21 protein-coding genes are annotated in these 22,439 nt (G+C 42.1%); 12 read left to right on the forward strand and 9 right to left on the reverse strand.

Annotated elements, in window-relative coordinates; all coding sequences use genetic code 11:
• Positions 1-147: 147 nt before the first annotated feature.
• The 3 genes from U0R10_RS11035 to U0R10_RS11045 all read right to left on the reverse strand — a co-directional run bounded on the left by U0R10_RS11035 (position 148) and on the right by U0R10_RS11045 (position 4,432).
• A complete protein-coding gene (locus U0R10_RS11035) occupies positions 148-1,737 on the reverse strand; it encodes a carboxylesterase/lipase family protein (RefSeq protein ID WP_377984030.1) in 1,590 nt (529 codons plus the stop codon).
• A gap of 4 nt (positions 1,738-1,741) precedes the next feature.
• On the reverse strand, positions 1,742-3,373 hold the full coding sequence (locus tag U0R10_RS11040) for a carboxylesterase/lipase family protein (protein ID WP_377984031.1): 1,632 nt from the start codon (positions 3,371-3,373) through the stop codon (positions 1,742-1,744).
• 87 nt (positions 3,374-3,460) lie between these two features.
• Positions 3,461-4,432, reverse strand: a complete 972-nt coding sequence (locus U0R10_RS11045; protein ID WP_377984032.1) for a Kelch repeat-containing protein — start codon at positions 4,430-4,432, stop codon at positions 3,461-3,463.
• Between the two features lie 98 nt (positions 4,433-4,530).
• Here U0R10_RS11045 and U0R10_RS11050 point away from each other — a divergent pair, with 98 nt between their 5' ends.
• From U0R10_RS11050 to U0R10_RS11070, 5 genes are all read left to right on the forward strand, one after another.
• On the forward strand, positions 4,531-5,919 hold the full coding sequence (locus tag U0R10_RS11050) for a PQQ-dependent sugar dehydrogenase (protein WP_377984033.1): 1,389 nt from the start codon (positions 4,531-4,533) through the stop codon (positions 5,917-5,919).
• 176 nt (positions 5,920-6,095) lie between these two features.
• Positions 6,096-6,524 carry a Rieske 2Fe-2S domain-containing protein gene (locus tag U0R10_RS11055; RefSeq protein WP_377984034.1) on the forward strand — a complete coding sequence of 143 codons (429 nt, stop codon included), beginning with the start codon at positions 6,096-6,098 and terminating at the stop codon, positions 6,522-6,524.
• Complete coding sequence (locus U0R10_RS11060) at positions 6,517-7,437, forward strand: DUF5777 family beta-barrel protein (protein ID WP_377984035.1); 921 nt, start codon at positions 6,517-6,519, stop codon at positions 7,435-7,437. The genes U0R10_RS11055 and U0R10_RS11060 overlap by 8 nt, the downstream gene beginning before the upstream one ends.
• Entirely contained in the window at positions 7,437-7,973 is a 537-nt protein-coding gene (locus tag U0R10_RS11065) for a YceI family protein (RefSeq protein ID WP_377984036.1), read from the forward strand. Before U0R10_RS11060 ends, U0R10_RS11065 begins: the two co-directional genes overlap by 1 nt.
• Before the next feature lies 1 nt (position 7,974).
• On the forward strand, positions 7,975-9,039 hold the full coding sequence (locus tag U0R10_RS11070; protein ID WP_377984037.1) for a hypothetical protein: 1,065 nt from the start codon (positions 7,975-7,977) through the stop codon (positions 9,037-9,039).
• Between the two features lie 103 nt (positions 9,040-9,142).
• Here the strand turns inward: U0R10_RS11070 and U0R10_RS11075 are convergent, their stop codons facing one another.
• The gene (locus tag U0R10_RS11075; protein WP_377984038.1) at positions 9,143-9,526 is read right to left on the reverse strand and encodes a Dabb family protein; all 384 of its coding nucleotides are present in this window, start codon (positions 9,524-9,526) and stop codon (positions 9,143-9,145) included.
• A 50-nt stretch (positions 9,527-9,576) separates the two neighbouring features.
• Here U0R10_RS11075 and U0R10_RS11080 point away from each other — a divergent pair, with 50 nt between their 5' ends.
• Positions 9,577-10,119 (forward strand): acyl-CoA thioesterase, encoded by a 543-nt coding sequence (locus U0R10_RS11080; protein ID WP_377984039.1) that lies wholly within the window; start codon positions 9,577-9,579, stop codon positions 10,117-10,119.
• A 43-nt stretch (positions 10,120-10,162) separates the two neighbouring features.
• The gene (locus U0R10_RS11085) at positions 10,163-11,560 is read left to right on the forward strand and encodes a Gfo/Idh/MocA family oxidoreductase (protein WP_377984040.1); all 1,398 of its coding nucleotides are present in this window, start codon (positions 10,163-10,165) and stop codon (positions 11,558-11,560) included.
• Here U0R10_RS11085 and U0R10_RS11090 read toward each other — a convergent pair.
• Together U0R10_RS11090 and U0R10_RS11095 are read right to left on the reverse strand one after the other, a co-directional pair.
• Positions 11,557-12,708: a L,D-transpeptidase family protein gene (locus U0R10_RS11090; RefSeq protein WP_377984041.1), complete on the reverse strand. Its 1,152-nt coding sequence runs from the start codon at positions 12,706-12,708 to the stop codon at positions 11,557-11,559. The genes U0R10_RS11085 and U0R10_RS11090 overlap by 4 nt on opposite strands.
• Before the next feature lie 31 nt (positions 12,709-12,739).
• A complete protein-coding gene (locus tag U0R10_RS11095; RefSeq protein WP_377984042.1) occupies positions 12,740-13,588 on the reverse strand; it encodes a helix-turn-helix domain-containing protein in 849 nt (282 codons plus the stop codon).
• 125 nt (positions 13,589-13,713) lie between these two features.
• On the opposite strand from U0R10_RS11095, the gene U0R10_RS11100 reads away from it, so the two are divergent.
• From U0R10_RS11100 to U0R10_RS11120, 5 genes are all read left to right on the forward strand, one after another.
• Positions 13,714-14,664 (forward strand): phytanoyl-CoA dioxygenase family protein, encoded by a 951-nt coding sequence (locus U0R10_RS11100; protein WP_377984043.1) that lies wholly within the window; start codon positions 13,714-13,716, stop codon positions 14,662-14,664.
• Between the two features lie 274 nt (positions 14,665-14,938).
• Positions 14,939-16,006, forward strand: coding sequence for a helix-turn-helix domain-containing protein (locus U0R10_RS11105; RefSeq protein WP_377984044.1), 1,068 nt, complete (start codon positions 14,939-14,941; stop codon positions 16,004-16,006).
• Positions 16,007-16,258: 252 nt separating this feature from the next.
• Positions 16,259-17,170 carry a nuclear transport factor 2-like protein gene (locus U0R10_RS11110; RefSeq protein ID WP_377984045.1) on the forward strand — a complete coding sequence of 304 codons (912 nt, stop codon included), beginning with the start codon at positions 16,259-16,261 and terminating at the stop codon, positions 17,168-17,170.
• Between the two features lie 55 nt (positions 17,171-17,225).
• Positions 17,226-18,017: a hypothetical protein gene (locus U0R10_RS11115; protein WP_377984046.1), complete on the forward strand. Its 792-nt coding sequence runs from the start codon at positions 17,226-17,228 to the stop codon at positions 18,015-18,017.
• A gap of 202 nt (positions 18,018-18,219) precedes the next feature.
• A complete protein-coding gene (locus U0R10_RS11120) occupies positions 18,220-19,395 on the forward strand; it encodes an MFS transporter (protein WP_377984047.1) in 1,176 nt (391 codons plus the stop codon).
• On the opposite strand, the gene U0R10_RS11125 is transcribed toward U0R10_RS11120, so the two are convergent.
• Genes U0R10_RS11125 through U0R10_RS11135 form a run of 3 tightly spaced genes read right to left on the reverse strand, consistent with a single transcriptional unit; the run spans position 19,392 to position 22,408 of the window.
• Positions 19,392-20,882: a Gfo/Idh/MocA family protein gene (locus U0R10_RS11125; RefSeq protein ID WP_377984048.1), complete on the reverse strand. Its 1,491-nt coding sequence runs from the start codon at positions 20,880-20,882 to the stop codon at positions 19,392-19,394. The genes U0R10_RS11120 and U0R10_RS11125 overlap by 4 nt on opposite strands.
• A complete protein-coding gene (locus tag U0R10_RS11130; protein WP_377984049.1) occupies positions 20,879-21,529 on the reverse strand; it encodes a 3-keto-disaccharide hydrolase in 651 nt (216 codons plus the stop codon). Before U0R10_RS11130 ends, U0R10_RS11125 begins: the two co-directional genes overlap by 4 nt.
• A 12-nt stretch (positions 21,530-21,541) precedes the next feature.
• The gene (locus U0R10_RS11135; RefSeq protein WP_377984050.1) at positions 21,542-22,408 is read right to left on the reverse strand and encodes a PIG-L deacetylase family protein; all 867 of its coding nucleotides are present in this window, start codon (positions 22,406-22,408) and stop codon (positions 21,542-21,544) included.
• Positions 22,409-22,439 lie beyond the last annotated feature (31 nt).

Genomic DNA, 22,439 nt, shown 5'->3' on the forward strand with positions numbered 1-22,439 from the left:
TCAAAATTCATGGGTATCGATGCCACTAAAAATCCGATAACCAAAGGTACGCAATTGAAATTCATTACCATTAAATAAACGAATTATTGCGTAAGGCAAAAAAAATCCCAAACCGAAGTTTGGGATTTAAACTGACTGTAATAATAATTACAAAGCAAATAGGTCTTTATCCAATTGCGGCTTCACCACACAGGTATTGTCCAAGTGCATCGTCGCTGTATTCGTCGCATTGTACGTTGGCCATGCAGGCAATCCCTTGTGATTTGGATTGCCCACTTTGGCAAAATTAATCCACGCCTGGCTCATTTTATCTGCCAACACATACGCGTCCTTGCCGCCACCAGTCATCTCTTCGCAACGCGCGATGTTGTTAAAACAGAACGGTAATTCGCCACAGTGGATTGCTTTGTACTTGCCATCTGCCACGGGTGATTGCCAGGTGAATAAGTACATGTACACGGGTGCTCCGCCGATGGCCGACTTAACATTTGCTTGCTCCACGGCGCCTGGACGGAACATACGGTCCACATCCAATAAATCAGATGGGCGGGTGTTATTCGGATATGCTTTCTTCACGGCTGCTTTGTAAGCCTCCGCTTTGGCTCCATAGGTTTTTTGAATAACCGCCTCCACCTCGGCAGCCGTTGCATTAGCCATCGCCATATTCGCAAATGGCGCAAATTCATTTTTCACAGTTCCAATCAGTAAAGGAATATCTTTCGATAGGTCTAGTGCCTCTTTGGACGACATCTGATAAGGTAATACATCTCCATCTAGGCTTGGGCCCCAACTTAAACCAAATCCACCAACCGGCTTACCGGCTGCTTTTAATTGCGCCGCCACAACCTGTAAAGCTTTTTTACCTGCATTCGCTAACACCGGAAATGGAATCTTTTGTAAACTATCTGCCTGATTCGGCGCTAAGTTTAAAGCCTTCATCACCTCAGCCGTAATCGCCTGCGTCGTAGACTTACTTAACATCTCCGAACGGAATGCACCACTTTGATTAATTGCCTTGTGAAATAAACCCTTCGCAGATGGCATGGCCATCAAGGTATTCACTTTGGCCCCACCACCCGACTGGCCAAAAATCGTCACATTAGACGGATCACCCCCAAATGCTTCGATGTTGTTTTTCACCCACTCCAAAGCCGCCTTCATATCCAGCACAGAGTTGTTGGCCGAATATTTATACTTTTCGCCATAGGCCGACAAATCCAAATACCCCAAGATATTCAACCGGTGATTGATCGAAACGACAACTACATCACCTTTTTTAGCCAAATTTTCTCCGTCATACGAAGGTAATTCTTGAGAAGATCCTGATGTAAATCCACCTCCGTGTATCCAAAACATCACCGGACGCTTCTTGCCATCCTTGATGCCTGGCGTCCACACATTCACACGCATACAATCTTCATTCGTAAATCCCCAGGAGTGATTAAACACAAATTCAGATTCATCTTGCACATTGGTCGTTGGGTCCAATAACGGAGCTACCGGTCCATAAGTGTACGAACTACGCACATTTGACCAAGGTTTTGGTTTATGCGGCGCTTCAAAACGAGCGGCCTCCGCATATGGAATTCCTTTATAGGTGTAAATACCTCCGTGAACATATCCACGTACAGAACCTGATTCAGTAGGAACGACACCTACATTAGAACCCGTGGTGATTTGGGCTTGTGCGATCCATCCCGAAAACAGGATGCCGCAGGCTAAAACAATTCTTTTCATCTATTTAGTTTTTATAATAACGATCTAAAAATTCATACCGCGCATCATTCGCAGCAGGTACGGATTTGGATTCGACATCCAATACCATCACAGCCGGGTTTTTATCCTGTGCCTGCGCAACTGGCCAGTTAGGCAAATCCTTTCCATTCGGATTACCTGATTTGATGAAGTTTGCAAAATAGGCAAACATCGTATTGGAAACTTGATAATCTTCCTGTGTCCACGCGTATTCTTTAATCAACCTCAAATTCCCCATGCAATATTCAATTTCGCATGCATGTGGCGCGCCGATCGCCGGACGCGGCTTCGGTGCATTGGGGTCTGCCTTAACGGTTCCACCAGCTAAAGCGGAAGAACGTGTATTGTCAACCAAAGGCGGGCGTAGTTTTGAAAACATATACCGGTAAACCGCTTGCGAAGAATTCTTACGATGTAAGTCAAACCACTTCCATGTACTATAGGAGATAAAACGATCCGAAGCTAAGGCCGTTGCAGAATACTCAACTTCTTGCTCTGTCTTGCCTGGATATAAAGCCATGATAGCGTCTACTTCCGTTGGAAATGCCGCTTTTACTTTCTCTAAATAATTTTCAGGCGTATAGGGTCTCCCTTGCATGAAAGCTAATCCTGACATTTCAGCTGAATTCCAACCAAGTAGCAAGGGAACTTGCGCTTGCTCTTTGGCATTGAAAATAGCTGGTATTGATTTGGGATAAAAATAGCCATCAATAACCGCTGTATTGTAATTTTTACGCGTTTCTGATTGAATCTCAAACAACTCGCGGGTAGTCAATTTACGTAAATCAGCTAAAGACTTTGCATTTGCTTTTACCGCAAATTCAACACCTTCTTTTTCTGCTTGCGCCAACGGCACTGGATACAAGGTTGGGTTAATCCCTGCCCCACTTTCACCAATCGCCCCCGCAATTACATCGCGAGCTAACGGAGAGGACATTTGGGCACTAACTGATACAGATCCAGCAGACTCTCCCGCAATCGTGATCTTCTTCGGATCTCCACCAAAAGCAGCCACATTACGCTTCACCCATTGTAACGCAAAAGCTTGATCCATCAAACCATAATTTCCAGAACCTTTATAGCTCGTTTCTTTGCTTAACTCTGGGTGTGCAAAAAATCCGAAGACACCCAAGCGGTAGTTTACCGTAATCACGACAATTCCTTGTTTGGACATCGCCTCTCCATCATAACGCGGCTCGGAAGCATCCCCTGCAAAAAATCCACCTCCATAGAAATAGACTAAAACAGGTAAATTTTGGGTATTTCGTTTCGCAGGTGTCCATACATTTAAGTACAAACAATCCTCACTTAATCCCTGAGAACGGGAATTCATATCACCGAAAACGATGGCTTGAATCGGTCTTGCTGAAAATTGCTTCGTTTCTTTGACACCTGTCCAAGCTGAAATAGCTTGAGGTGCTTTCCAACGTAAATCACCAACAGGTGGTTTCGCAAAGGGTATACCAAAATAAGTTTGAATGCCCGACTGCGTACTATAATAACCCTCGATTTTTCCAGATTCGATTTGGGTTTGAACAGCCATTTTGTTGTCACTTTGCGCATGAGCAGCAAACGCAAAAATGCCCAATAGGCAAGTGAGATGCCAGATTTTTTTCATTCGTTTGATAGGTTTTTCTATTGTAATAATATGATACAATAATACAAAAATAATGCCAACTAGCAACGAGGCCCTGTAGGGACTTGCTTAATTAAGCTGTAAACATTCGATGGAATTCAATTCAGGGCCTCCTCCCCGATTGGCGCTACCGTTGGCCACATACAATTTGCCCTTATAATTCACCACTCCGGTGCCATGTCGGCCTTGATTCAGTGACGGAAATTTCACCCAATCACCCGACCGAACATCCAGCGCTTCAACTTCCGCATGGGCACTTGTTTGGGCCGTACTTTCGCCCAGCATGACGATTAAATAAGGGAAATGGCCAACTGAAGCACTTCCGGCACGCTGCGTAGGTAATGGATTAGCCAATGTCATCCAGCTGCCTTTTTTAAAATCATATACATCTACTTCCCCAATCGTCTCGTTCAGAACCTTCCCAATGGAGGCATGCGAAGTACGCCCACCGGCTACATATAATTTATCTCCTACTAGGGTAGCTTGGAAGTGATCGCGCGCACGTGGAGCATCGGGCAATTTTTCCCATTGATTGGTTTTCGGATCAAATACATCAAACCATTTGACATGTCCGTCCCAATGTCCATCTTGAATTCCCGACACAAAGTATAATTTATCTTTCCGAACAACTACGCCGGCAGAACCACGTAATCTGTCAGCCGGTATCGCCGCACCTTCCCGCCAAACTTTGGTCCGAGGATTAAAGATCCACATGTTGCTCAAAGGCTTTTCATGCGGATAATTTCCAGTCATCGCACCGATCACATAAATTTCATGTTGAAATGAAACGGCTTGAAAATGATGAAATTCAAAAGGCGCATCAGCCACAAATTCCCAGCGATTTTGTTTCGGATAATAGGCATCCACTGGTCGCTTTCCTCGCCCACCTAGCGCATAAAATACTCCATCGCAATTGACAAATGTACTTTCATGACGCTTAGCGCCACTTGTTTGAACTTCTACGGCGCTCCACGACCCAGCGGGAATTTGACCAAAGAGACTAAATGAGCTAACGAAAACGAAAATCAAAGCTAATTTCATAGGTATAGGTTTTTTCTAAAAGTAACGATTGCCCGTTTAAATCAGGATTTTAAAACTGCTAAATTTTCCTTAGATTCGTAGCTTTAACAATAGGTATTATGCAAAAGAAATTAATTGGACTAAGTGTATTACTCGTTGGCTCTTTGAGCGTCATGTCCTTACGTACGCAACCTGTCGAAGAGGCTCCCGCAGAAAAAACATACACGCAATACTGTGCATCTTGTCACGGTGAAAAGGTAGAAGCGTTCGTTGACCGTCAATGGAAACATGGTAATTCAAAAGCTCAAATTCTCGCTAGTATTACGAATGGGTACCCCGAGTTAGGCATGCCTACTTGGAAAGAGACGATTTCGGCGAAAGAAATTGAAAAATTAGCTGATTTAATCGTTGAGAATTTGGCTGGAGTTGAGCAATACAAATTTGCCAATAAGCCTACATCGAATGTGTTTCAGTCAGAAGGTATGCGCGTGGAATTGGATACGATTGCCACCGGATTTGATAGCCCTTGGGGTTTTGCTCAACTACCAAATCTTGAGTATTTAATTTCGGATCGTTCAGGAAAACTATATTTAGTAGATCAAAAGAAAAATAAAACGCTTGTTGCTGGAACGCCTCAAGTTATGTCCAAAGGTCAAGGTGGATTATTAGATGTTGTTTTACATCCACAATATGCATCGAACGGATGGGTCTACATGTCCTATTCCAAATTCAAAACTGATGGTGGAAAAACCTTAACTTCAACGGCAATCGTCCGTGGAAAAATTAAGAATAATGCGTGGGTGGAATCTCAAGAGATTTTTGAAGCCTTGCCTTATACACAGACATTCCACCATTTTGGATCTCGTTTGGCATTCGATAAAAAGGGAATGTTGTTTTTCAGTGTGGGAGAACGCGGAATGGAAAAAGTATTCCCGCAAGCATTAGATAATGACAATGGTAAAATTCACCGGATGTATGATGATGGTCGTATTCCTGCGGATAACCCATTTGCAAAATCGGCGCATCCAAGTGTTTATTCATACGGTCAGCGTAATCCGCAGGGATTGACATTGAATCCAACAACCGGTGCGATTTGGGAAACAGAACACGGTCCGCGTGGTGGAGATGAAATTAATATCATTCAGGCAGGCAAAAATTACGGTTGGCCTACCATCACCTATGGCATCAACTATGATGGCAAACCAATTTCGGCTATTTCTAAAAAAGAAGGTATGGAGCAACCCATCTCTTACTGGATTCCATCCATTGCACCTTCAGGATTAACCTTTGTTGATAGTGATAAATATCCAGCTTGGAAGGGCAATTTGATGGTTGGCTCTCTACGTTTTAACTACTTGAACCGATGTGTAATTAAGAACAATAAAGTTGTTAAGCAGGAAAAGGTTCTTGTGAATCTTGGTAGAATGCGTAATGTCAAAATGGGTGTTGATGGTTATTTATATGTAGCTACGGAAAACCCAGGGATGGTATTTAGGGTTCGACCATAAGTCTTTACAGAATTAAACGAAAGCGCTGCCGCGAGTCTGAGGATTTCGGCAGCGTTTTTTTTCAACTATGATAGGGCAAACAAAAATTAAGTGGTTTATACTGATGATAATCAGGAATATAGAAAAACAAATGCGTTAAAAATCGGTTAAATTGCGAACATATTAACCAATCATAGATGTCTACTAAAATACAACGCCACGAATTCTTGAGATCTTTGGGATTTAAAGGAGCTTCTTTACTTGCTGTTTATTGCGGTGCCGCCAGCTTAAGCTCATGTCAAAACGAATCTGTAGGTCCTGCATCAGCCATTGACTTTACCCTTGATTTATCAAATGCAGCCTATTCGGCATTAAATACCGTAGGTAAATATGTGATTTACAATCAGGTCGTTGTCGCGCGGGTATCTGCGACAAGCTTTGCCGCGGTGACGCAAATTTGCTCGCATGAAGGCCGAGCGCAAGTTGTTTACAATGGCACTAACTTTTATTGCTCAGCACATGGCGCGACATTTAGTACGACGGGTACGGCATTATCGGTGACCAACAAAGCTATAGCTTCTTATAAAACGGCTCTTTCGGGCACAACTTTACGTGTATATGCATAGGTTACTACTATTATGTGGACTGCTGAGTTCGTTTCAACTAGCCGCGCAAGATGACTTGTTGGCCATGCTCGAGAAAGAAGATGCTAAAAAGCCAACTTACACCTTGGCAACATTTAAAGCTTCCCGGTTGATCAATGGACAATCAGTCGAAACAATCGCTAAGCAGCATGTGAATTTTTGGATCTCACATCGGTTTGGGGCGATTAATTCTGGATTTATAGATAATTTTTTTGGTCTGGATGAGGCGCGTATTCGTTTGGGATTGGAATATGCCATTACGGATAATTTACTGGTGGGTGCTGGTCGGTCTACCATTGAAAAAACGTATGATACCTATGCGAAATACAAGGTGCTCCGACAATCAAATAAGATTCCGGTGACGGTGACGGCTTTTGGTAGTGTAGCTAGCAATACGATGAAAACGGGATATACGATGGAATCAGGAACGGTGATGCGATTTTACAATAATCTGCAACGTCAAAGCTACCTCGGCCAGGTATTGATAGCCCGAAAGTTTTCGGATAAGTTATCCTTACAAGTGATGCCCACGATTTTACACAATAATTTAGCGGAGAGTGTATATATGGAAAATACGCAGGCGGCGATGGGATTTGGAGGACGCTATAAACTGAACAATCGCTTGAGTGTGTCAGCCGAATATTATTATAATCTCGTGGAGAAGGATGAATATGAAGAATCGGCAGGTCAAAAATACCCGTATCATAATTCATTGGCCATTGGCTTTGACATTGAAACGGGTGGTCACGTATTTCAATTGCATGTGAGTAATTCGCGTGGGATGATTGAGAAACATTTTATAGGTCAAACGATAGGCTCCTGGGAAAATGGGGACATATTTTATGGCTTCAATATTGCCCGAACGTTTAGTTTCGAACCAAAAATCAAGAAATAATGAAATACCTGATCACGCTCTTTTTCATTTGCCTAGTTTGGACGGCAAATGCCCAATTATTCACTACGCAGACAGGTGAAATTTCGTTTTTCTCAAAAACTCCGATGGAGGATATTGACGCGGTAAATAAGCAAGTGGGGAGTATCATTAATGCAGCGACGAATGAAGTGGCTGTTCAGATGCGCGTGACTAATTTTATCTTTCCGAATAAGTTGATGCAAGAGCATTTCAACGAAAATTATTTGGAGACGGACAAATACCCCAATGCAACATTTAAAGGTAAAATTAAGGAGTCCATTGATTTAAAAGTCGCTGGAACTTATGCGGTCACGGCGGCGGGTACGGCAACTATCCATGGGGTTTCTCGACCAGTCGAACTTAAGGGGACCTTGGTTTCAACAGGTAAAACGGTAGCATTAACGTGCCTATTTGATATACATTTGGATGAATACAAGATTGATATTCCTAAAATCGTCTTTAAGAAAATAGCTGAGGTCATCAAAGTAAAGGGGAACATCACGTACACCCTACGCTAAGATGAAACACCTGCTTCTTTTGGTTGTTGCATTGTGCTTTTGGGCATGCTTACAAGACAAAAATTTGCCTGTCCAGCCTTCGGGAGGCGGAGTTGTTATTGACACAACCATCAACGAAATTCCTGGCACAAATGCATCGTGTGATACGATGCTTATTTCCTTTGACAAATCGGTTTGGCCAATCTTGCAGGCCAATTGCATCGCATGTCACTCGGCAAACATTGCCAGTGGGGGCGTGGATCTTTCCAGCTATGCCAAAATCACCCCGTATGTGAAGAACGGAAAACTTTATGGTTCCATAACGCATGCGTCGGGGTACAAACCGATGCCTTCGGCAACAATGAAGTTAAACGTATGTGATATTACGATCATCCGAAAATGGATTCGGGGGTCATCGCCATCAGGAAGTATTTTAGTTGACCTAAATCCGATGAATCCAATTGACCCTGTGATTAACATCCCTGCAGTACAGCCACCATCATTGGTGACGTGTAGCCCGGATACCGTTTATTTTAAACAAAAAATTCTACCCTTACTCGTGTCTAATTGCGCGATGAGTGGATGTCATGATGCCATTTCTAAAAAAGATGGCGTCATTCTGACGGATTATACGAACATCATGCGTGAGGTGAGGGTCAGTAACCCTGTTAGCAGTGATTTATACAGGTCTTTAATCGCCACGGGAGAGGATCGCATGCCTCCTGCGGGATCATTGCCAGCGGATCAAATTAATTCTGTGTTAACTTGGATTAAGCAAGGGGCTAAAAATAATTCGTGTGATGCTTCTGCTACGAATTGTGTGACGACTAATATTAGCTTCAAAGCTACGGTCCTACCGATTTTAAAGACTAATTGCATCGGATGTCATAGTGGTACGAAGCCGTCGGGAAATATTGATTTGGCAACCTATACACAGGTACAAAAATATGCGGTCAATGGTAAACTTTATGGATCAATTGCACATCAAACTGGCTTCATACCAATGCCCTCTGCAACTAGTACCTTAAGTACCTGCGAGGTCAGTCAAATCAAGTCCTGGATTAATGCAGGATCGATCAATAATTAAGGGTAATACGTTGTACTACTATAGTCAAATCTAAGCTTAGCGCTTTACACCGAAGACAACTATTCATGCTGCCGGGGTCTACGACCCCAGCAGCGTTTATCCGTTATACGTCTACGGAATCATATACGATAACTTTTTGCCATAAGTGACTGTAGTTTTTGACAAAATCGACGTGGATGGGATGGTCTTGGTAAATTTTTTGTCCAGCTTCATCTTGAAAATACATGAGCTCGGAAACGTCCCAAGATGTGTCAACGACCTCTCTTTTTTCCGTAGAGGCTAGTACGCCAATATGCATTTTTTGTATACTTGGAATACCTGAGAGAGACTTTAATCCTTTAATTAGTTGGGCGCGATCAGCAGCGTTACCCGGATTTTTCAACCAAAAAAATACGTGGTGTAATAATTTAGGTTCAGCAGATGTGTTTTGAGAAGGCAAAGCAACCCCGATCAGCGGAGTAGCAGCCAAAAATGTTCTTCGTTTCATAGGTTCATTTATTTGATTTAAAGTTAGGCAAAAATTGAATAGATTTGGGGATGCAATATAAAGAAGTCAGCGATTCAGAAACAACCTATACCGAACTAATGATCCCTTCGTATGCCAATTTTGGTGGCAAGGTCCATGGGGGAATCATTTTATCACTACTTGACAAAGTAGCTTATATCTGTGCTTCGAAGCATAGTCATCAGTATTGTGTGACGGTAGCGGTGGAAGGTGTCGAATTCAAAAGTCCAGTTGAAGTGGGTGATCTAGTAGAGATTAAAGCATCGGTCAATTATGTGGGTCGGACAACCATGATTGTGGGCATGCGGGTGGAATGTTTCAAGCCCCAAAATGGCATTGTACGCCATACGAATTCATGTTACTTCACCATGGCTGCTAAAGATGATTTGGGGAATTTAGTGGAAGTTCCCGGACTCATTTTATCAAATGACACCGAATTAAGGCGATTTTGTGAAGGCAAGTTCATTCGAAAAATATCACAGGAAAAGCGTGAGATTCTTAAATCAAATTTGACAAATATTACACGGAAGGAAATGGAGGCGGATTGTAAAGAAGAAAGGTGTCAAATTAAGTAAATCAGTTCCATCTACGTCTTTAATACTCAAACACCCCAAACCTATGACAAATCAAAACAATTCCCGCCGGGATTTTCTAAAAAATTCCGCACTCATCACAGCTGCAGCTGCATTCCCCAATATTTTACACGGTAGACATGCCGGCGAGAAAGTTAAACTTGCTTGTATCGGTATCGGTAATCAAGGTGGATCTGATGTAATGTCTTTATTCAACACAGGACTGGCTGAGATTGTCGCACTTTGTGACGTGGATATGGGTGCTCCACAAACACTAAAAGTATTAGAGAAATTTCCAAACGTTCCGCGTTTTCAAGATTTCCGCAAGATGTTTGACCAAATGGGCAATCAGATAGAAGCGGTGGCGATCGGTGTTCCAGATCACTCTCATTTCCCGATTACTATGATGGCTCTTGGATTAGGGAAACACGTTTTCGTTGAAAAACCGATGGCGCGTACCTTCCAGGAAATAGAACTTATGATGGCTGCGGCTAAAAAGCATCCTAAATTAGTTACCCAAATGGGTAACCAGGGTCACTCAGAAGCTAATTTCTTCCAATTTAAAGCATGGAAAGAGGCTGGTATCATCAAAGATGTCACCTCTATGACCGCCCACATGAATTCACCACGCAGATGGCATGGTTGGGATCCAAACATAAAAAACTTCCCTCCTGCGGAACCAATTCCATCTACTTTAGACTGGGATATTTGGCAAGGGGTCGCGCAAACACATGATTATCAAAAGGATTTTGTTAATGGCCAATGGCGCTGCTGGTTCGATTATGGTCTAGGTGCCTTAGGGGATTGGGGTGCACATATTATGGATACCGCACATGAATTTTTAGAATTGGGATTACCTACCGAGATTAATATGCTTCGTGCCGACGGCCACAATGCATTTTTCTATCCGATGTCATCCACTATCCAATTCAAATTCCCGAAACGGAAGGACATGCCCGCCATGGATATTACTTGGTATGACGGCTTAAATAACCTACCTGCAGTTCCTCAAAACTATGGGACAACTGAATTAGATCCGAATATTCCGCCAGCTAGTAATGGTAAAATCCAACCTGCTAAATTGAATCCAGGAAAGATTATTTATGGTAAAGATTTGACTTTCAAAGGTGGGTCACATGGCTCTACGCTCTCCATAATCGGCGATGCGGCGAAAGACATCAAGTTACCAGAGGTAATGAAAAGTCCATCCAACCATTATGCTAATTTCCTTAAAGGGTGCATGGGGCAAGAACAAACTCGTTCTCGTTTTGAAATCGCAGGACCATTGAGTCAAGTGTTTGCATTAGGGGTGTTGGCCCAACGGTTAAATGCGCATTTGGCCTTCGATCGCAACACAAAACAAATCACGAATAACGCTTTGGCAAACAAATTACTTGCCGGTCCTGAGCCAAGAAAAGGCTGGGAGCAATATTATAAAATCTAATTTCGTCCGTAAATATTCGGATAAAATTTGATTTGGCCGTTGGCATCAAAATCAACCAAACTATACCAAATCACCAGTGGAATAGATCGGTTGATTTTGATGTATCTCGGCGTCAAATCTGAATATGCTGCGTTAACATCTAAGGTGTCCACCGCCTTGGAATGGGGCTTGAGCAAAAACCGTCCCAAATCAATTGGCCGCTCCACACGAATACAACTGTGGCTATAAAAACGCTTCTCCTTTTTAAATAATTTTTTCTCAGACGTGTCATGTAGGTACATCCGAAATGGATTGTCAAACTGAAACTTCATGATCCCTAAGGTATTCCATTTGCCCGAACGCTGACGCATTTCATAAGGGAAATAATTAGCGTTTAAGCGTGACCAAGGCACCTTTTCAGGCGCAACCTTTCTCCCCTTCGTATCAAATATTTCTAAATGACTCGCATAAAAATACCGTATATTTTTACGAATCTCCGGGACTAATTCCTCCACACTAATACTTCGTGGTACATGCCAATAGGGTGTAATAATCAGGTTTTTCAAGGGACTAATTAACGTTTTAGATGGCCTTGAAGCTTTACCCAAAACTACCTTCATGTTCGTATATTCATTCTGACCATCAAACGTGCGTAATATGGTAGATGGAATGTTAACTAAAACAACGGATCGATTTTGGCGTAAGGTGCTGAGCCAACGGTATTCATTGATGGCTTTGATGAGTAAATCCTTTTTTTCATCCGAGATGTCCACTGAATCTCGAAGCATGGCCAACAATCGAACCACTTCGGGTGATCGATTAATTAGATGATTAGCTAATGATTTAAAATTTGATGTCAGATTAACATTCTTACGATCAATTTTTAAGCCTTGATAGCGTAAATTAGGTGTTCGATTCCCATCGCGTAAATCTTTAAAAAATGTTTGTGCCAGTGTATGGACAACTAATGAGTCAATGGGCTTTTGGCCTGTTATCATCGAATCCAATGCGCCACGATTGTAATCGGCCATACGCAAGGCTAGCGATGGGGCAGAACGAATCAAGCTATCTAGGGTGAGCAACTCAGCCAGGGACATCGTCTTTTTTTGACCTAGACTCGAAAAACCTATGACCAGGCATAAAACGAAAAAACCTAAAAACTTCCTCATAGGGGCGAATGTAGCCATTATTTAAGGAAATTTAGTTTCCACTTGTCTGTTTCTTGAAAGTTGACGGCGACACCCCAACCCGCTTCTTAAACAATCGGGTAAAGTAGGGCAAATTCTCAAATCCAGCCTCATAACATGTCTCACTAACATGACGCCCTTGGATAAGTAATTTTTTGGCATAATTGACCCTATATTGATTTACAAAGTCAGTATAGGTCAAATGCGTTGCCTGTTTAAAATATCGGCAAAAGGCAGGAACCGACAAACTTACATGTGCTGCAATGAGATGCGTATTGATTGGCTCTAAAAAATGAGCCTCTACATATTGGTACACCTGATGTATGCGCGCTTGCTTTTTCAAAACCAATGCATTCGCAACGGGTCGCGCACCCAATTCCAAGTATTCCGAACTCGCGGCTAAATCCTGAAAGATGCGCATCAATTCCACGAACTGACTAAATCGGTCCAAATGATGAAGCTTTTTTAACCTGGCTCCTGCTATTCGCTTCGTCTCACCCGTAAATGCCAAACCTTGTTTTGCCCGATCAATAAGTTCTACAACCTGACTTAATTCTGGAATTCGTGCCAAACCTTGTTCAAAATAATCCGCCGGAAACTGAATCACCACAGTCTCCACCGTCGCTTTTACTCCGTAATCAAAATTCAAATGTGGAATGTACGAACCAATCAGAGCCAGATCACATCCTTCATAGGTATCTAAATGATCGCCAATGTGGCGAATACCCTTTGCTGCTTCCACGTAAACCAACTCAATCTCCGGATGAAAATGCCAATAAAACACCTCGTTTAAATTCGGTGTCTGCAAAAATCGAAACGAACTATCCGCATCAGGACGGATGGACTCCAAAGCTATTTTCATACCTAAATTTACCAATTTAATGTATATGTCAAATTAAATTATCAATACAGGTCAAAAATTGGCGAATACAAAGAAATTCACGGATCGATAAATAGTCGAAATTTGATTCAACAAAAACAAACTGCATGGAAACGAAAATCCCCAATAATGCTCATTATGAAATTCCTGGAAACCCGTCTACCGCAAAAAGTAGCGCGCTCAAACTGAATGATCGAAGTAACGGTCAGGCACTTCGCGTATTAAGCGAGGAAGATTGGGCGTTTTGGATAACGAATGGCTACGTAGTTATCAAACAGGCAGTTCCGCGCGAACAAGCGTTAAAAACTGCCGATTTTTTATGGGAATTTGAGGAAAAGGATCCACATGATCCAGCTACCTGGTACACTGCCCCACGTGCAGAAATGAAAATGAAAGAGTTAGCAGGTACGGGCATGGTAGAATGCTACAATAACCAATTGTTATGGGATAATCGATCGCAGCAACGCGTATATGACGCCTTTGTTGATATTTGGGGAACAGAAAAATTGTGGGTCACCATTGACCGAGCAAATCTGAACTTTCCAATCCGACCAGGCCATGAATACAAAGCCTTTATTCATTGGGATTATGACCCAGAAACAAAACCAGTTAATGTACAAGGGGTACTCGCTTTAGCGGACCAACTCGACGAAAACATGGGAGGATTTCAGTGCATCCCTGAGTTATTTCGCACTTACGATACTTGGAAATTAACCCAACCCGAAGACCGCGACCGCTTCAAACCAGATATTACCGGTTTTACACCCACCAAAGTCAAGTTGGCAGCCGGCGATTTGTTAATCTTCAACAGCACGCAGCCACATGGTATTCGCGCAAACAATAGCGACAAAGTTCGCTGTGCCCAATATATTTCCATGATGCCAGCTGAAGAGGACAATGCTTCACTGAAAGATTGGCGCATCAATTCTTGGAAAGACCGCATTGCACCTGAAGGGTATGCGTTTCCGGGTGACCCTAGGAAATGGGAACAAACAAAATACACCACTGCGGAACTAAATGAACTAGGCAGAAAAATTCTAGGTCTCGATGCTTATTAAAACATTTTTGACCTGATATCAAGTTCTTGATTTTCAGTTTAGTAGGGGATCAAAATCCCCCTTTTCCCCCTACCTTTGGCAAACCTTGGAGGATTGCCAAAGGTAAGAAGATTAGAAATTTTCCTATATTGTAAGCAAATAGCTTCATTGTTTGGAAATACTTGCCCCTGTTTTTGGGATTTTTACATCGTTTATTCTCTTGTACTATTTAAGTTCATTGAATAAATCGAATATTTTTTTAGCCTTATTCTTCCTATGTTGCAACCTCATAGTGATGGTCTATTTCGGCCTACACTATTCGAAAAATGAATTTTGGGAAGGTTTCTGTTTTGTCCATTTCCTCCCCTTATCTTTTCTCCTCGGACCTAGTCTATTCTTTTACGTCAAAAATACCGTATCCGAACACAAAGGTTTTGAGAAAACCGACTTATTCCATTTACTCCCAGCAGTGTTTGTTGGCATCGCCACGCTCCCTTTCACTACCTTGCCCTTTGACATAAAAACTAAAATGGCGCATGAAATCGTCAATATTACGGAAGATTATAATCTAAATTTCTATTGGGTTACATTCGAACAAATACTCTACGGCCGATCGATCCATGTGGTACTATATGCGCTCATTTCAGTTACTTACTTCTTTTGGAACAAACAGCACCTAATCAAAAAATATGGCTTAACGCCAACTAATCATTTAGTAATTCAACGTTGGTTTTTTACACTTATATCGCTCCAAGTCTTAATCGCAGTGACTAGTTTAGGGCACATGGTTACTTTATACGTTGAGCCTTTTTATATTTTGGGTATATCCAACGAAGAAATATTTAGTGAATCTCACTTTTTTAGAATTTGCGGAGGAGGTTTTTTTATTCAAAATTTCTTCTTGTTTTTGTTTCCCAATATTCTGTATGGCAACGTATCTTATTCTGTCGAATTGAGCAATGCTAGTACATTAGAGAAATTGAAATCTACATTTGCTAAACCAATACAAATAAACGAACATGCTTTCGAGCAGGTAATTAAACCATACCTAGCAAATTATCCATTTATCCACAAAGATTTTACGCTTTCACAAATGTCGTTTGACTTGAAAATTTCAGAGCGAAATTTATCAGCCTATTTCAATAATGACTTGCAAAAAACTTTTGGTGAATGGAAAAACGATTTGCGCATCGCCTATGTCGTAGATCTTATTGAGGCGGGACAGGCAAATAAATTTACCATAGAAGCATTGGCAACCAATGCGGGCTTTATGTCCAGATCGAAATTCATTGACGCATTTAAACGTCGGCACGGTCTCACCCCCTCTGCATTCATTAAATCAAAAAAGCCCCAGACCAACTAGTCAGGAGCTTTTCGTATTACCTACTTCATCAAAAATCTTATTGGTTTACATCTAATCTACAATACTAGATTGCAGTAGCTTGACTTCCCATTGTATATTTCAAAATTACACCGATGGGAGGCTTTTTATGCTAATGTGCAGTTCCCATTTGTTCCCTTTTGCAGGAAAAGGAACAAATGGAAAGTCGTAACGCTACCGCTCAACTAACTAAATCCCGTTCTTGCCCAACAATTAATTCAACCAAAAAAAATTATGAAAAAAATCGTACTACTTAGCGCAATTATTGCGTCTGCATTTATGGCAAATGCTCAAACAGCTGGAAAAATTTTCGTTGGCGATAACCAAGGAAAACCCATGCAATTAGGATCTGACAAAAGCATGAACACCGTATTAGAAGCGACCAAAGCTTATAATGCCGTTGATCACGATGCTGAGGTGGCCTTGTGGTCAGATGAATTTGTGAAAACAGGTGGAGAAAAACATAAAAAAAGCATGGCAACGTTGAAATCGGTCACCAACAAGCCGATGGCCATGTTACCCATCAAAATTCAAGGCTCAAGTGATGAAATTGTGATGGTACAGTCCACAGAAGAGCGTGTTTTCAAGAATGGTTCGAAACAAAACTTGAATTTATTTGAGTTGTTTTTCATTGACAAAGCTGGCAAAATTTCAAATATGCAGCAATACGTTAATATTCCTGCAACAAATGAATATGGTAAAACATCAGGAGGAAAATACATCTCAAGCAAACCCGGTTCTGAAGCAGATGGAAGTTCTTTACAGTTCTCAAACCGTGGTGAAATCGCTGCAATCGAAAATTTAGCGAAGGCATGGAACGCGATGGATGTAAAAGCTTTTGCTGACATCATTGCAGATGAAGTAAGTATTGAAGCTTATAACGGAACTAAATCTAAATTAACAAAAGCAATGCTTCCTGCGGAGTTCGCTCAATACAAATCTTTGGATTGGAAACCAGGCTTAATTCTTCCTTTTAAATTGACAAATACAGACCCTGCGTCTGGCATTTTGGTATACTCATCAGAGAAGCGTGTCTTGAAAGACGGTACTGTTTGGGATAAAGATTTAGTGGAATTATTTGGCTTCAACTTAGCAGGCAAAATTGATTCGATTACCCAATTTGCAAGAGAAAAAACAAAAAAATAATTTGATCTAGTCCGTGTGCATTTCGCATGCGGACTATTTTTTAAACCCCAATACCATGAAAAAACTTACCTTATTATTCCTTGCAATATTTGCAATTTCAACGAGCACATTCGCACAAAACAAAACGATTTATATCAACATCGCTTATCATAAATTAAAGCCGGGCCACACCATCGATGAGGCAATGGCCATCGAAAAGCGCTGGAAAATCATTCAAGAAAAACGCAAATCAGCAGGATTAATTACAGGCTGGGCCGCTTATAAGATTTTAAATCAATACAAATCAGAGTCAGTTGATTATGATTACGTTTCTATGAATGCTTCATACGACTTAAATAAAATCACCCAATATCCCATGGATATGTTTAATGCCTTAGTTAAGGAAGATCCTAGTATGTATACCATTCTAGAAGAAACAGATAAAGTTCAATCTGTTATGCGTAATGTAATAACAAAAGCAATTGAGTACACAGGTAGCTCGAATGATTTGAATTCTGTTGTTTTAATGGAAACCATGAAAACGACAACGTCTAACTACTTCGCTTACATTGATTTCGAAAAGCAAGTTAAATCAATTCATAGTGATCGTATTAAGGCAGGGAATATTCAAGAATGGGCGTTTTGGCAACATTTAGCACCGATGTCGGACGATGGAAAAGGCCAATTTACAACGGTAACCTTCTTTAAAGATTTGTCTAAACTAGATGAAGATTCAAGCCCATCATACATCAATGGTGCGAAGAAATATATGAATTTGACCACGGATCAATACCTCAAAAAGGCTGATTCATTGCGTAAAATTGAACAAGCTGTCTTGTTACAATATGCAGTAGGAACGTTTAACTAGTTCTCAAACTTGATAAAAATATAATTCCCCCTAACCTTTGGCAATCCTTAAAGGTTTGCCAAAGGTACAGGTTCGGAATTTGAAAAATTGAAAATTGAAACGAAATCCAAGAAGCTGGACAAAAAAATCAGTTTTTACATTCCCACTAAATCCTCAAAACACTACCTTTGGCAAACCTTGGAGGATTGCCAAAGGTAAGTAAATGAAAAAAAGCCCATATCTCGTCTTTATCATCTTAGTGACATTTTTTGTCATCTCGTTCATTTCGAACATTATGGGGCCCATCATCCCTGAACTGATTAAGTCATTCCATCTGAGCTTAACCCTAGTATCACTCCTCCCCTTTGCCTTTTTTATCGCATACGGTGTAACCTCTATTCCAGCGGGTATTTTACTAGAAACTTACCGAGAGAAAAAAGTGATGTTGATGGCTTTTGGACTCGCAACATTAGGTTCTTTATTAATCGTTTTATCCCCTCATTACCTAACCGCTCTTCTGTCCTTGTTCCTCATCGGCAGTGGAATGGCCATGTTACAAGTAGTCATAAACCCTTTATTGCGAACTGCAGGAGGCGAGGAAAACTATGCCAATTACTCGGTTTGGGCCCAGTTAATTTTTGGCTTTGCCTCCTTTTTAAGTCCCATGGTGTATCAATATTTCATCGGCATCCACCTTCCTTGGCTCAGTTTGTACATCCTATTCATTGGGATTTCCGCAGTAATGATGTTGGTTACCCTGAGCACTAAATTCCCGACAGTTGAATTAGCCCAAGATGAAAAACCCGGTGCCATCGCCATCCACCTCGAACTCTTCAAAAACAAACAAGTGATCCTGTATTTCATCGCAATGCTATGTTACGTAGGCACTGAACAAGGTATTGCCACCTGGATTTCGCAATTTCTACAAACCTATCACGGCTTAAATCCACAGACTGACGGAGCCGATACCATCGCCTATTATTGGGGACTTATGACCGCCGGAGGCATCTTGGGAATTGTATTACTAAAATTATTGGATAGCCGAATCGTGTTAATTTCATTTACATCGTTGGCCATCATCGCACTCGCCTTCGCGTTATTTGGGAACGCAAAATCTGCGTTAATCGCCTTCCCGTTAATTGGATTTTTTGCTTCTGTTATGTACCCCATCATCTTTTCCCTAGCGCTCAATTCAGTCACTGAACACCATGGCTCCTTTGCAGGCATCATCGTTACCGGAATCGTAGGTGGAGCTATTTTCCCCTTCATAGTCGGTGGAATCGGGGATATTTTTGGCCTAAAAACAGGCATGAGTATCCTTTTTCTGAGTATGGCCTACATCATGAGCATTGGGTTTTGGGCCAAACCGCTGGTGGCCAACAAACGTATATTTGACTAAAGGACCAAATCCCCCCAACCTGATCGATACGTTCTTCGCACAAACTGATTGGCAGGTTCGTAATTCGTGACACGCATATTCGCACCGTCCCATTTTAAAGCTTTGTACCGACCGCTATACGCATAACCCTCCATCGCGCCATAAACGGGATCTATACGTTTGACCTTTTCGCGGATATTGAAACTTCGCAACAAGAGATTACCTAACAAAACCGTTTCCGTTAACGGTCCTCCATAACCCTCAAAAGGAGAACTCACTTCCATATTGCCATAACCTGCAATACTGGCATCGATCCACTGCCACCAGTGACCATCCATGCCACCCTTAACTCGGGCATATTTTTGCGGAATGTGACTCGCCGCTTCTTGTAATTCCTTTGAAAATAAACGTGGATGCGAACCACCCCAGCCACAAGCAATCACACCTTTCGATCCCACAAATAAGGTCGAACCCTCAAAATCATTCTCCCCAGGATAATCTCCCAAGGCATCATTCATATTCACCTCAGGTGCCAAAGCCTGTAAACGCTCCGGCGTGATACCCCCATCCATCCAATACAAATCCAAATCCTTGCCATTATTCATCGTAAACCGATATTTCAAGGAACTCGAAATAGGCCCACTCTCCGGGAAAGCAGACTCTTTAAATACGCCACTGTAGGTCGTAGAAGCACTTCCCGACACCTCATGCGGATAACCTAAATTCAATAACTTAAACGGCGGGCCCATGATGTGGCAACCCATATCGCCTAACGCACCTGTACCAAACTCCCACCAACCCCGCCAATTGAAGGGCACGAGGTTTTCGATGTAATTGGTTTTGGGAGCAGTACCCAACCATAAATCCCAATTCAATTCCTTCGGAATCCGACTAGGTGTTTTCGGCCACGAAATTCCCTGTGGCCACACGGGACGATCGGTCCAACAATAGACTTTGGAAATCTCGCCAATTAAATCTGCCTCAATCCATTCACGCATGGTTTGCATCCCTTCACAGGAAGCGCCTTGATCCCCCATTTGGGTAACGACTTTGTATTTTGAGGCAGCCTGAGTGATAATCCGAGCTTCATGAATGTCATGCGTCAACGGTTTTTGTAAGTACAAATGTTTTTTCATTTGCATAGCACGCAGACCTACCAAAGCATGATTATGATCCGGAATTGCTACGGTCACCGCATCAAAATGCTTGCCTTCTTTGTCAAACAACTCCCGCCAATCTTCGTAAAATTTAGCCTTCGGAAATTGCTTACGCTTCGGAGCCGCTTGTCGCTGATCCACGTCGCATAGAAAACCGATGGTCGAATTATTATTAGGTGTCTTCGCTAAATGTTGGATGTCATTATCCCCCTCGCCTCCACAACCAATCGCCGCAATGACCAATTTGTCACTGGGTGCCACAAAACCTTTCCCACCTAAGACATGGCGAGGCACAATAAAAAATCCAGCCGAGGCCAAAGTACTCTTCTTGATAAATTCGGAACGCTTCATTTTTTTAGGGGTCTAACGGATACTTCTTTGAAATAAACGACATCCTCATCGCCATGATTTTGCAAGCCAAAATACCCGGAATTCGGTCGGCGACCCGGATACGGTTCAAAATCGAATTTTCGAGGAGGAACAGGTTCTCCTTCTCGGTAGTCGGTCACGAGCTGATCATTTAGGTAGACAATCGTCCTAGGCCCATCCAAGGTAATCAACAGCGTATTCCATTCCGGACCTGGTTTTCCAGGTTTGCTTTTCGGCTTTGTAAAGGCATACAGTGTACCGCTAATGTGATATTCGTCTTCGCCTGAAGTTTCCGGATGATTATCAATTTGCACTTCGTAGCCATAAAAGACAGGCATCCATTCCTCTTTGGGTTCAGCCGGAACGCGAATAAATACGCCTGAATTACTATTGAAATTTTGCATTTTGTATACGACGCGGATTTGGCAATTGCCTAATTTTCCGCCCGTCCAATACAAAAGACCCATGCCACCTTTGCTGGCCAACAATCCATTTTCAACGAAGCGGGAGCCTCCTCCAACATGTTGCCAACCGGTTAAATCTTTTCCATTGAAAAGGGGTTTCCACGCTTGGCTAAAAAGCGAAATATGAACAAGTAATAGCGCACAAAGGAGATAGATTTTTTTCATAATTAACATATCTTAATCTGCCTTCAACATGGGGAATAAATTACGAATGTCTGCCTCCGTTGGCTGCGTACCATATTCGCATATTTCAAAAGCTTCAGCATAAAGAACCTTAGTTGCACGCGCGGACCCGTACCATTTTACTAGGCTCTTTTGAACTTCAGGATTAGGCTTCGCCACCCGTTTTTGCAATAACCACTCTTTGTATTTGGAAGGATCCTTAGGTACTTCGGACTCATAATTTCCAATCCAAGGCAACCACTCATAAAACTGCGATTGGTGGGCATCGAGGCCGGCTAATTTTTTAGCAATCACAGGTGTAATGTCCACCGCTATGTCGGGCTGAAAAGGATTTGGTTTCTTGAAATTATCTTGGAAATAAAGAAAAACTGGATTTTTACGAAGGGGCTCTACATCGGGAGCGACGTTTGGCACACCTACCATAAAGGCTGCGTCTTGAACTAAAACACCGGTATAACGATGATCAGGGTGGTAGTCATTTGACCGAGGAGCAATCACCACATCTGCCTTCCACTCCCGAATCTTTCGAATAATTTGTAAGCGAATCTCCAGGGTAGGTAATAATTCACCGTCATGATTATCTAGTACATCGTAGGAAACGCCTAAACGCTTCGCTACTTCCTGGGTTTCTGCAATGCGGCGCTTAGCAAGCATCCCGCCACCTTGTGATTGATGTCCAGCATCACCATTTGTGACAGAGAGAAATTTGACTTGGTGTCCCATTTCAACGAATAGCGCCGCAGTTCCACCGCCTTTGATGTCACAATCATCTGGGTGAGCACCAATAAAAATAATACGCAAAGGCTTCGATTGAGCAACAAACGTACATGCGAATAACAGTAAAAGTAAAATCTTTTTCATAGGTAGAGGTTAAGGACAGCAAGTTAGTGGT

Source organism: Aquirufa avitistagni, assembly GCF_042715545.1.
Taxonomy (GTDB): domain Bacteria; phylum Bacteroidota; class Bacteroidia; order Cytophagales; family Spirosomataceae; genus Aquirufa; species Aquirufa avitistagni.

Bases quoted from the DNA above. Each gene is read 5' to 3' on its own strand.
- U0R10_RS11035 (WP_377984030.1), bottom strand. From the start codon at position 1,737: ATGAAAAGAATTGTTTTAGCCTGCGGCATCCTGTTTTCGGGATGGATC.
- U0R10_RS11040 (WP_377984031.1), bottom strand. From the start codon at position 3,373: ATGAAAAAAATCTGGCATCTCACTTGCCTATTGGGCATTTTTGCGTTT.
- U0R10_RS11045 (WP_377984032.1), bottom strand. From the start codon at position 4,432: ATGAAATTAGCTTTGATTTTCGTTTTCGTTAGCTCATTTAGTCTCTTT.
- U0R10_RS11050 (WP_377984033.1), top strand. From the start codon at position 4,531: ATGCAAAAGAAATTAATTGGACTAAGTGTATTACTCGTTGGCTCTTTG.
- U0R10_RS11055 (WP_377984034.1), top strand. From the start codon at position 6,096: ATGTCTACTAAAATACAACGCCACGAATTCTTGAGATCTTTGGGATTT.
- U0R10_RS11060 (WP_377984035.1), top strand. From the start codon at position 6,517: ATGCATAGGTTACTACTATTATGTGGACTGCTGAGTTCGTTTCAACTA.
- U0R10_RS11065 (WP_377984036.1), top strand. From the start codon at position 7,437: ATGAAATACCTGATCACGCTCTTTTTCATTTGCCTAGTTTGGACGGCA.
- U0R10_RS11070 (WP_377984037.1), top strand. From the start codon at position 7,975: ATGAAACACCTGCTTCTTTTGGTTGTTGCATTGTGCTTTTGGGCATGC.
- U0R10_RS11075 (WP_377984038.1), bottom strand. From the start codon at position 9,526: ATGAAACGAAGAACATTTTTGGCTGCTACTCCGCTGATCGGGGTTGCT.
- U0R10_RS11080 (WP_377984039.1), top strand. From the start codon at position 9,577: ATGCAATATAAAGAAGTCAGCGATTCAGAAACAACCTATACCGAACTA.
- U0R10_RS11085 (WP_377984040.1), top strand. From the start codon at position 10,163: ATGACAAATCAAAACAATTCCCGCCGGGATTTTCTAAAAAATTCCGCA.
- U0R10_RS11090 (WP_377984041.1), bottom strand. From the start codon at position 12,708: ATGAGGAAGTTTTTAGGTTTTTTCGTTTTATGCCTGGTCATAGGTTTT.
- U0R10_RS11095 (WP_377984042.1), bottom strand. From the start codon at position 13,588: ATGAAAATAGCTTTGGAGTCCATCCGTCCTGATGCGGATAGTTCGTTT.
- U0R10_RS11100 (WP_377984043.1), top strand. From the start codon at position 13,714: ATGGAAACGAAAATCCCCAATAATGCTCATTATGAAATTCCTGGAAAC.
- U0R10_RS11105 (WP_377984044.1), top strand. From the start codon at position 14,939: ATGGTCTATTTCGGCCTACACTATTCGAAAAATGAATTTTGGGAAGGT.
- U0R10_RS11110 (WP_377984045.1), top strand. From the start codon at position 16,259: ATGAAAAAAATCGTACTACTTAGCGCAATTATTGCGTCTGCATTTATG.
- U0R10_RS11115 (WP_377984046.1), top strand. From the start codon at position 17,226: ATGAAAAAACTTACCTTATTATTCCTTGCAATATTTGCAATTTCAACG.
- U0R10_RS11120 (WP_377984047.1), top strand. From the start codon at position 18,220: ATGAAAAAAAGCCCATATCTCGTCTTTATCATCTTAGTGACATTTTTT.
- U0R10_RS11125 (WP_377984048.1), bottom strand. From the start codon at position 20,882: ATGAAGCGTTCCGAATTTATCAAGAAGAGTACTTTGGCCTCGGCTGGA.
- U0R10_RS11130 (WP_377984049.1), bottom strand. From the start codon at position 21,529: ATGAAAAAAATCTATCTCCTTTGTGCGCTATTACTTGTTCATATTTCG.
- U0R10_RS11135 (WP_377984050.1), bottom strand. From the start codon at position 22,408: ATGAAAAAGATTTTACTTTTACTGTTATTCGCATGTACGTTTGTTGCT.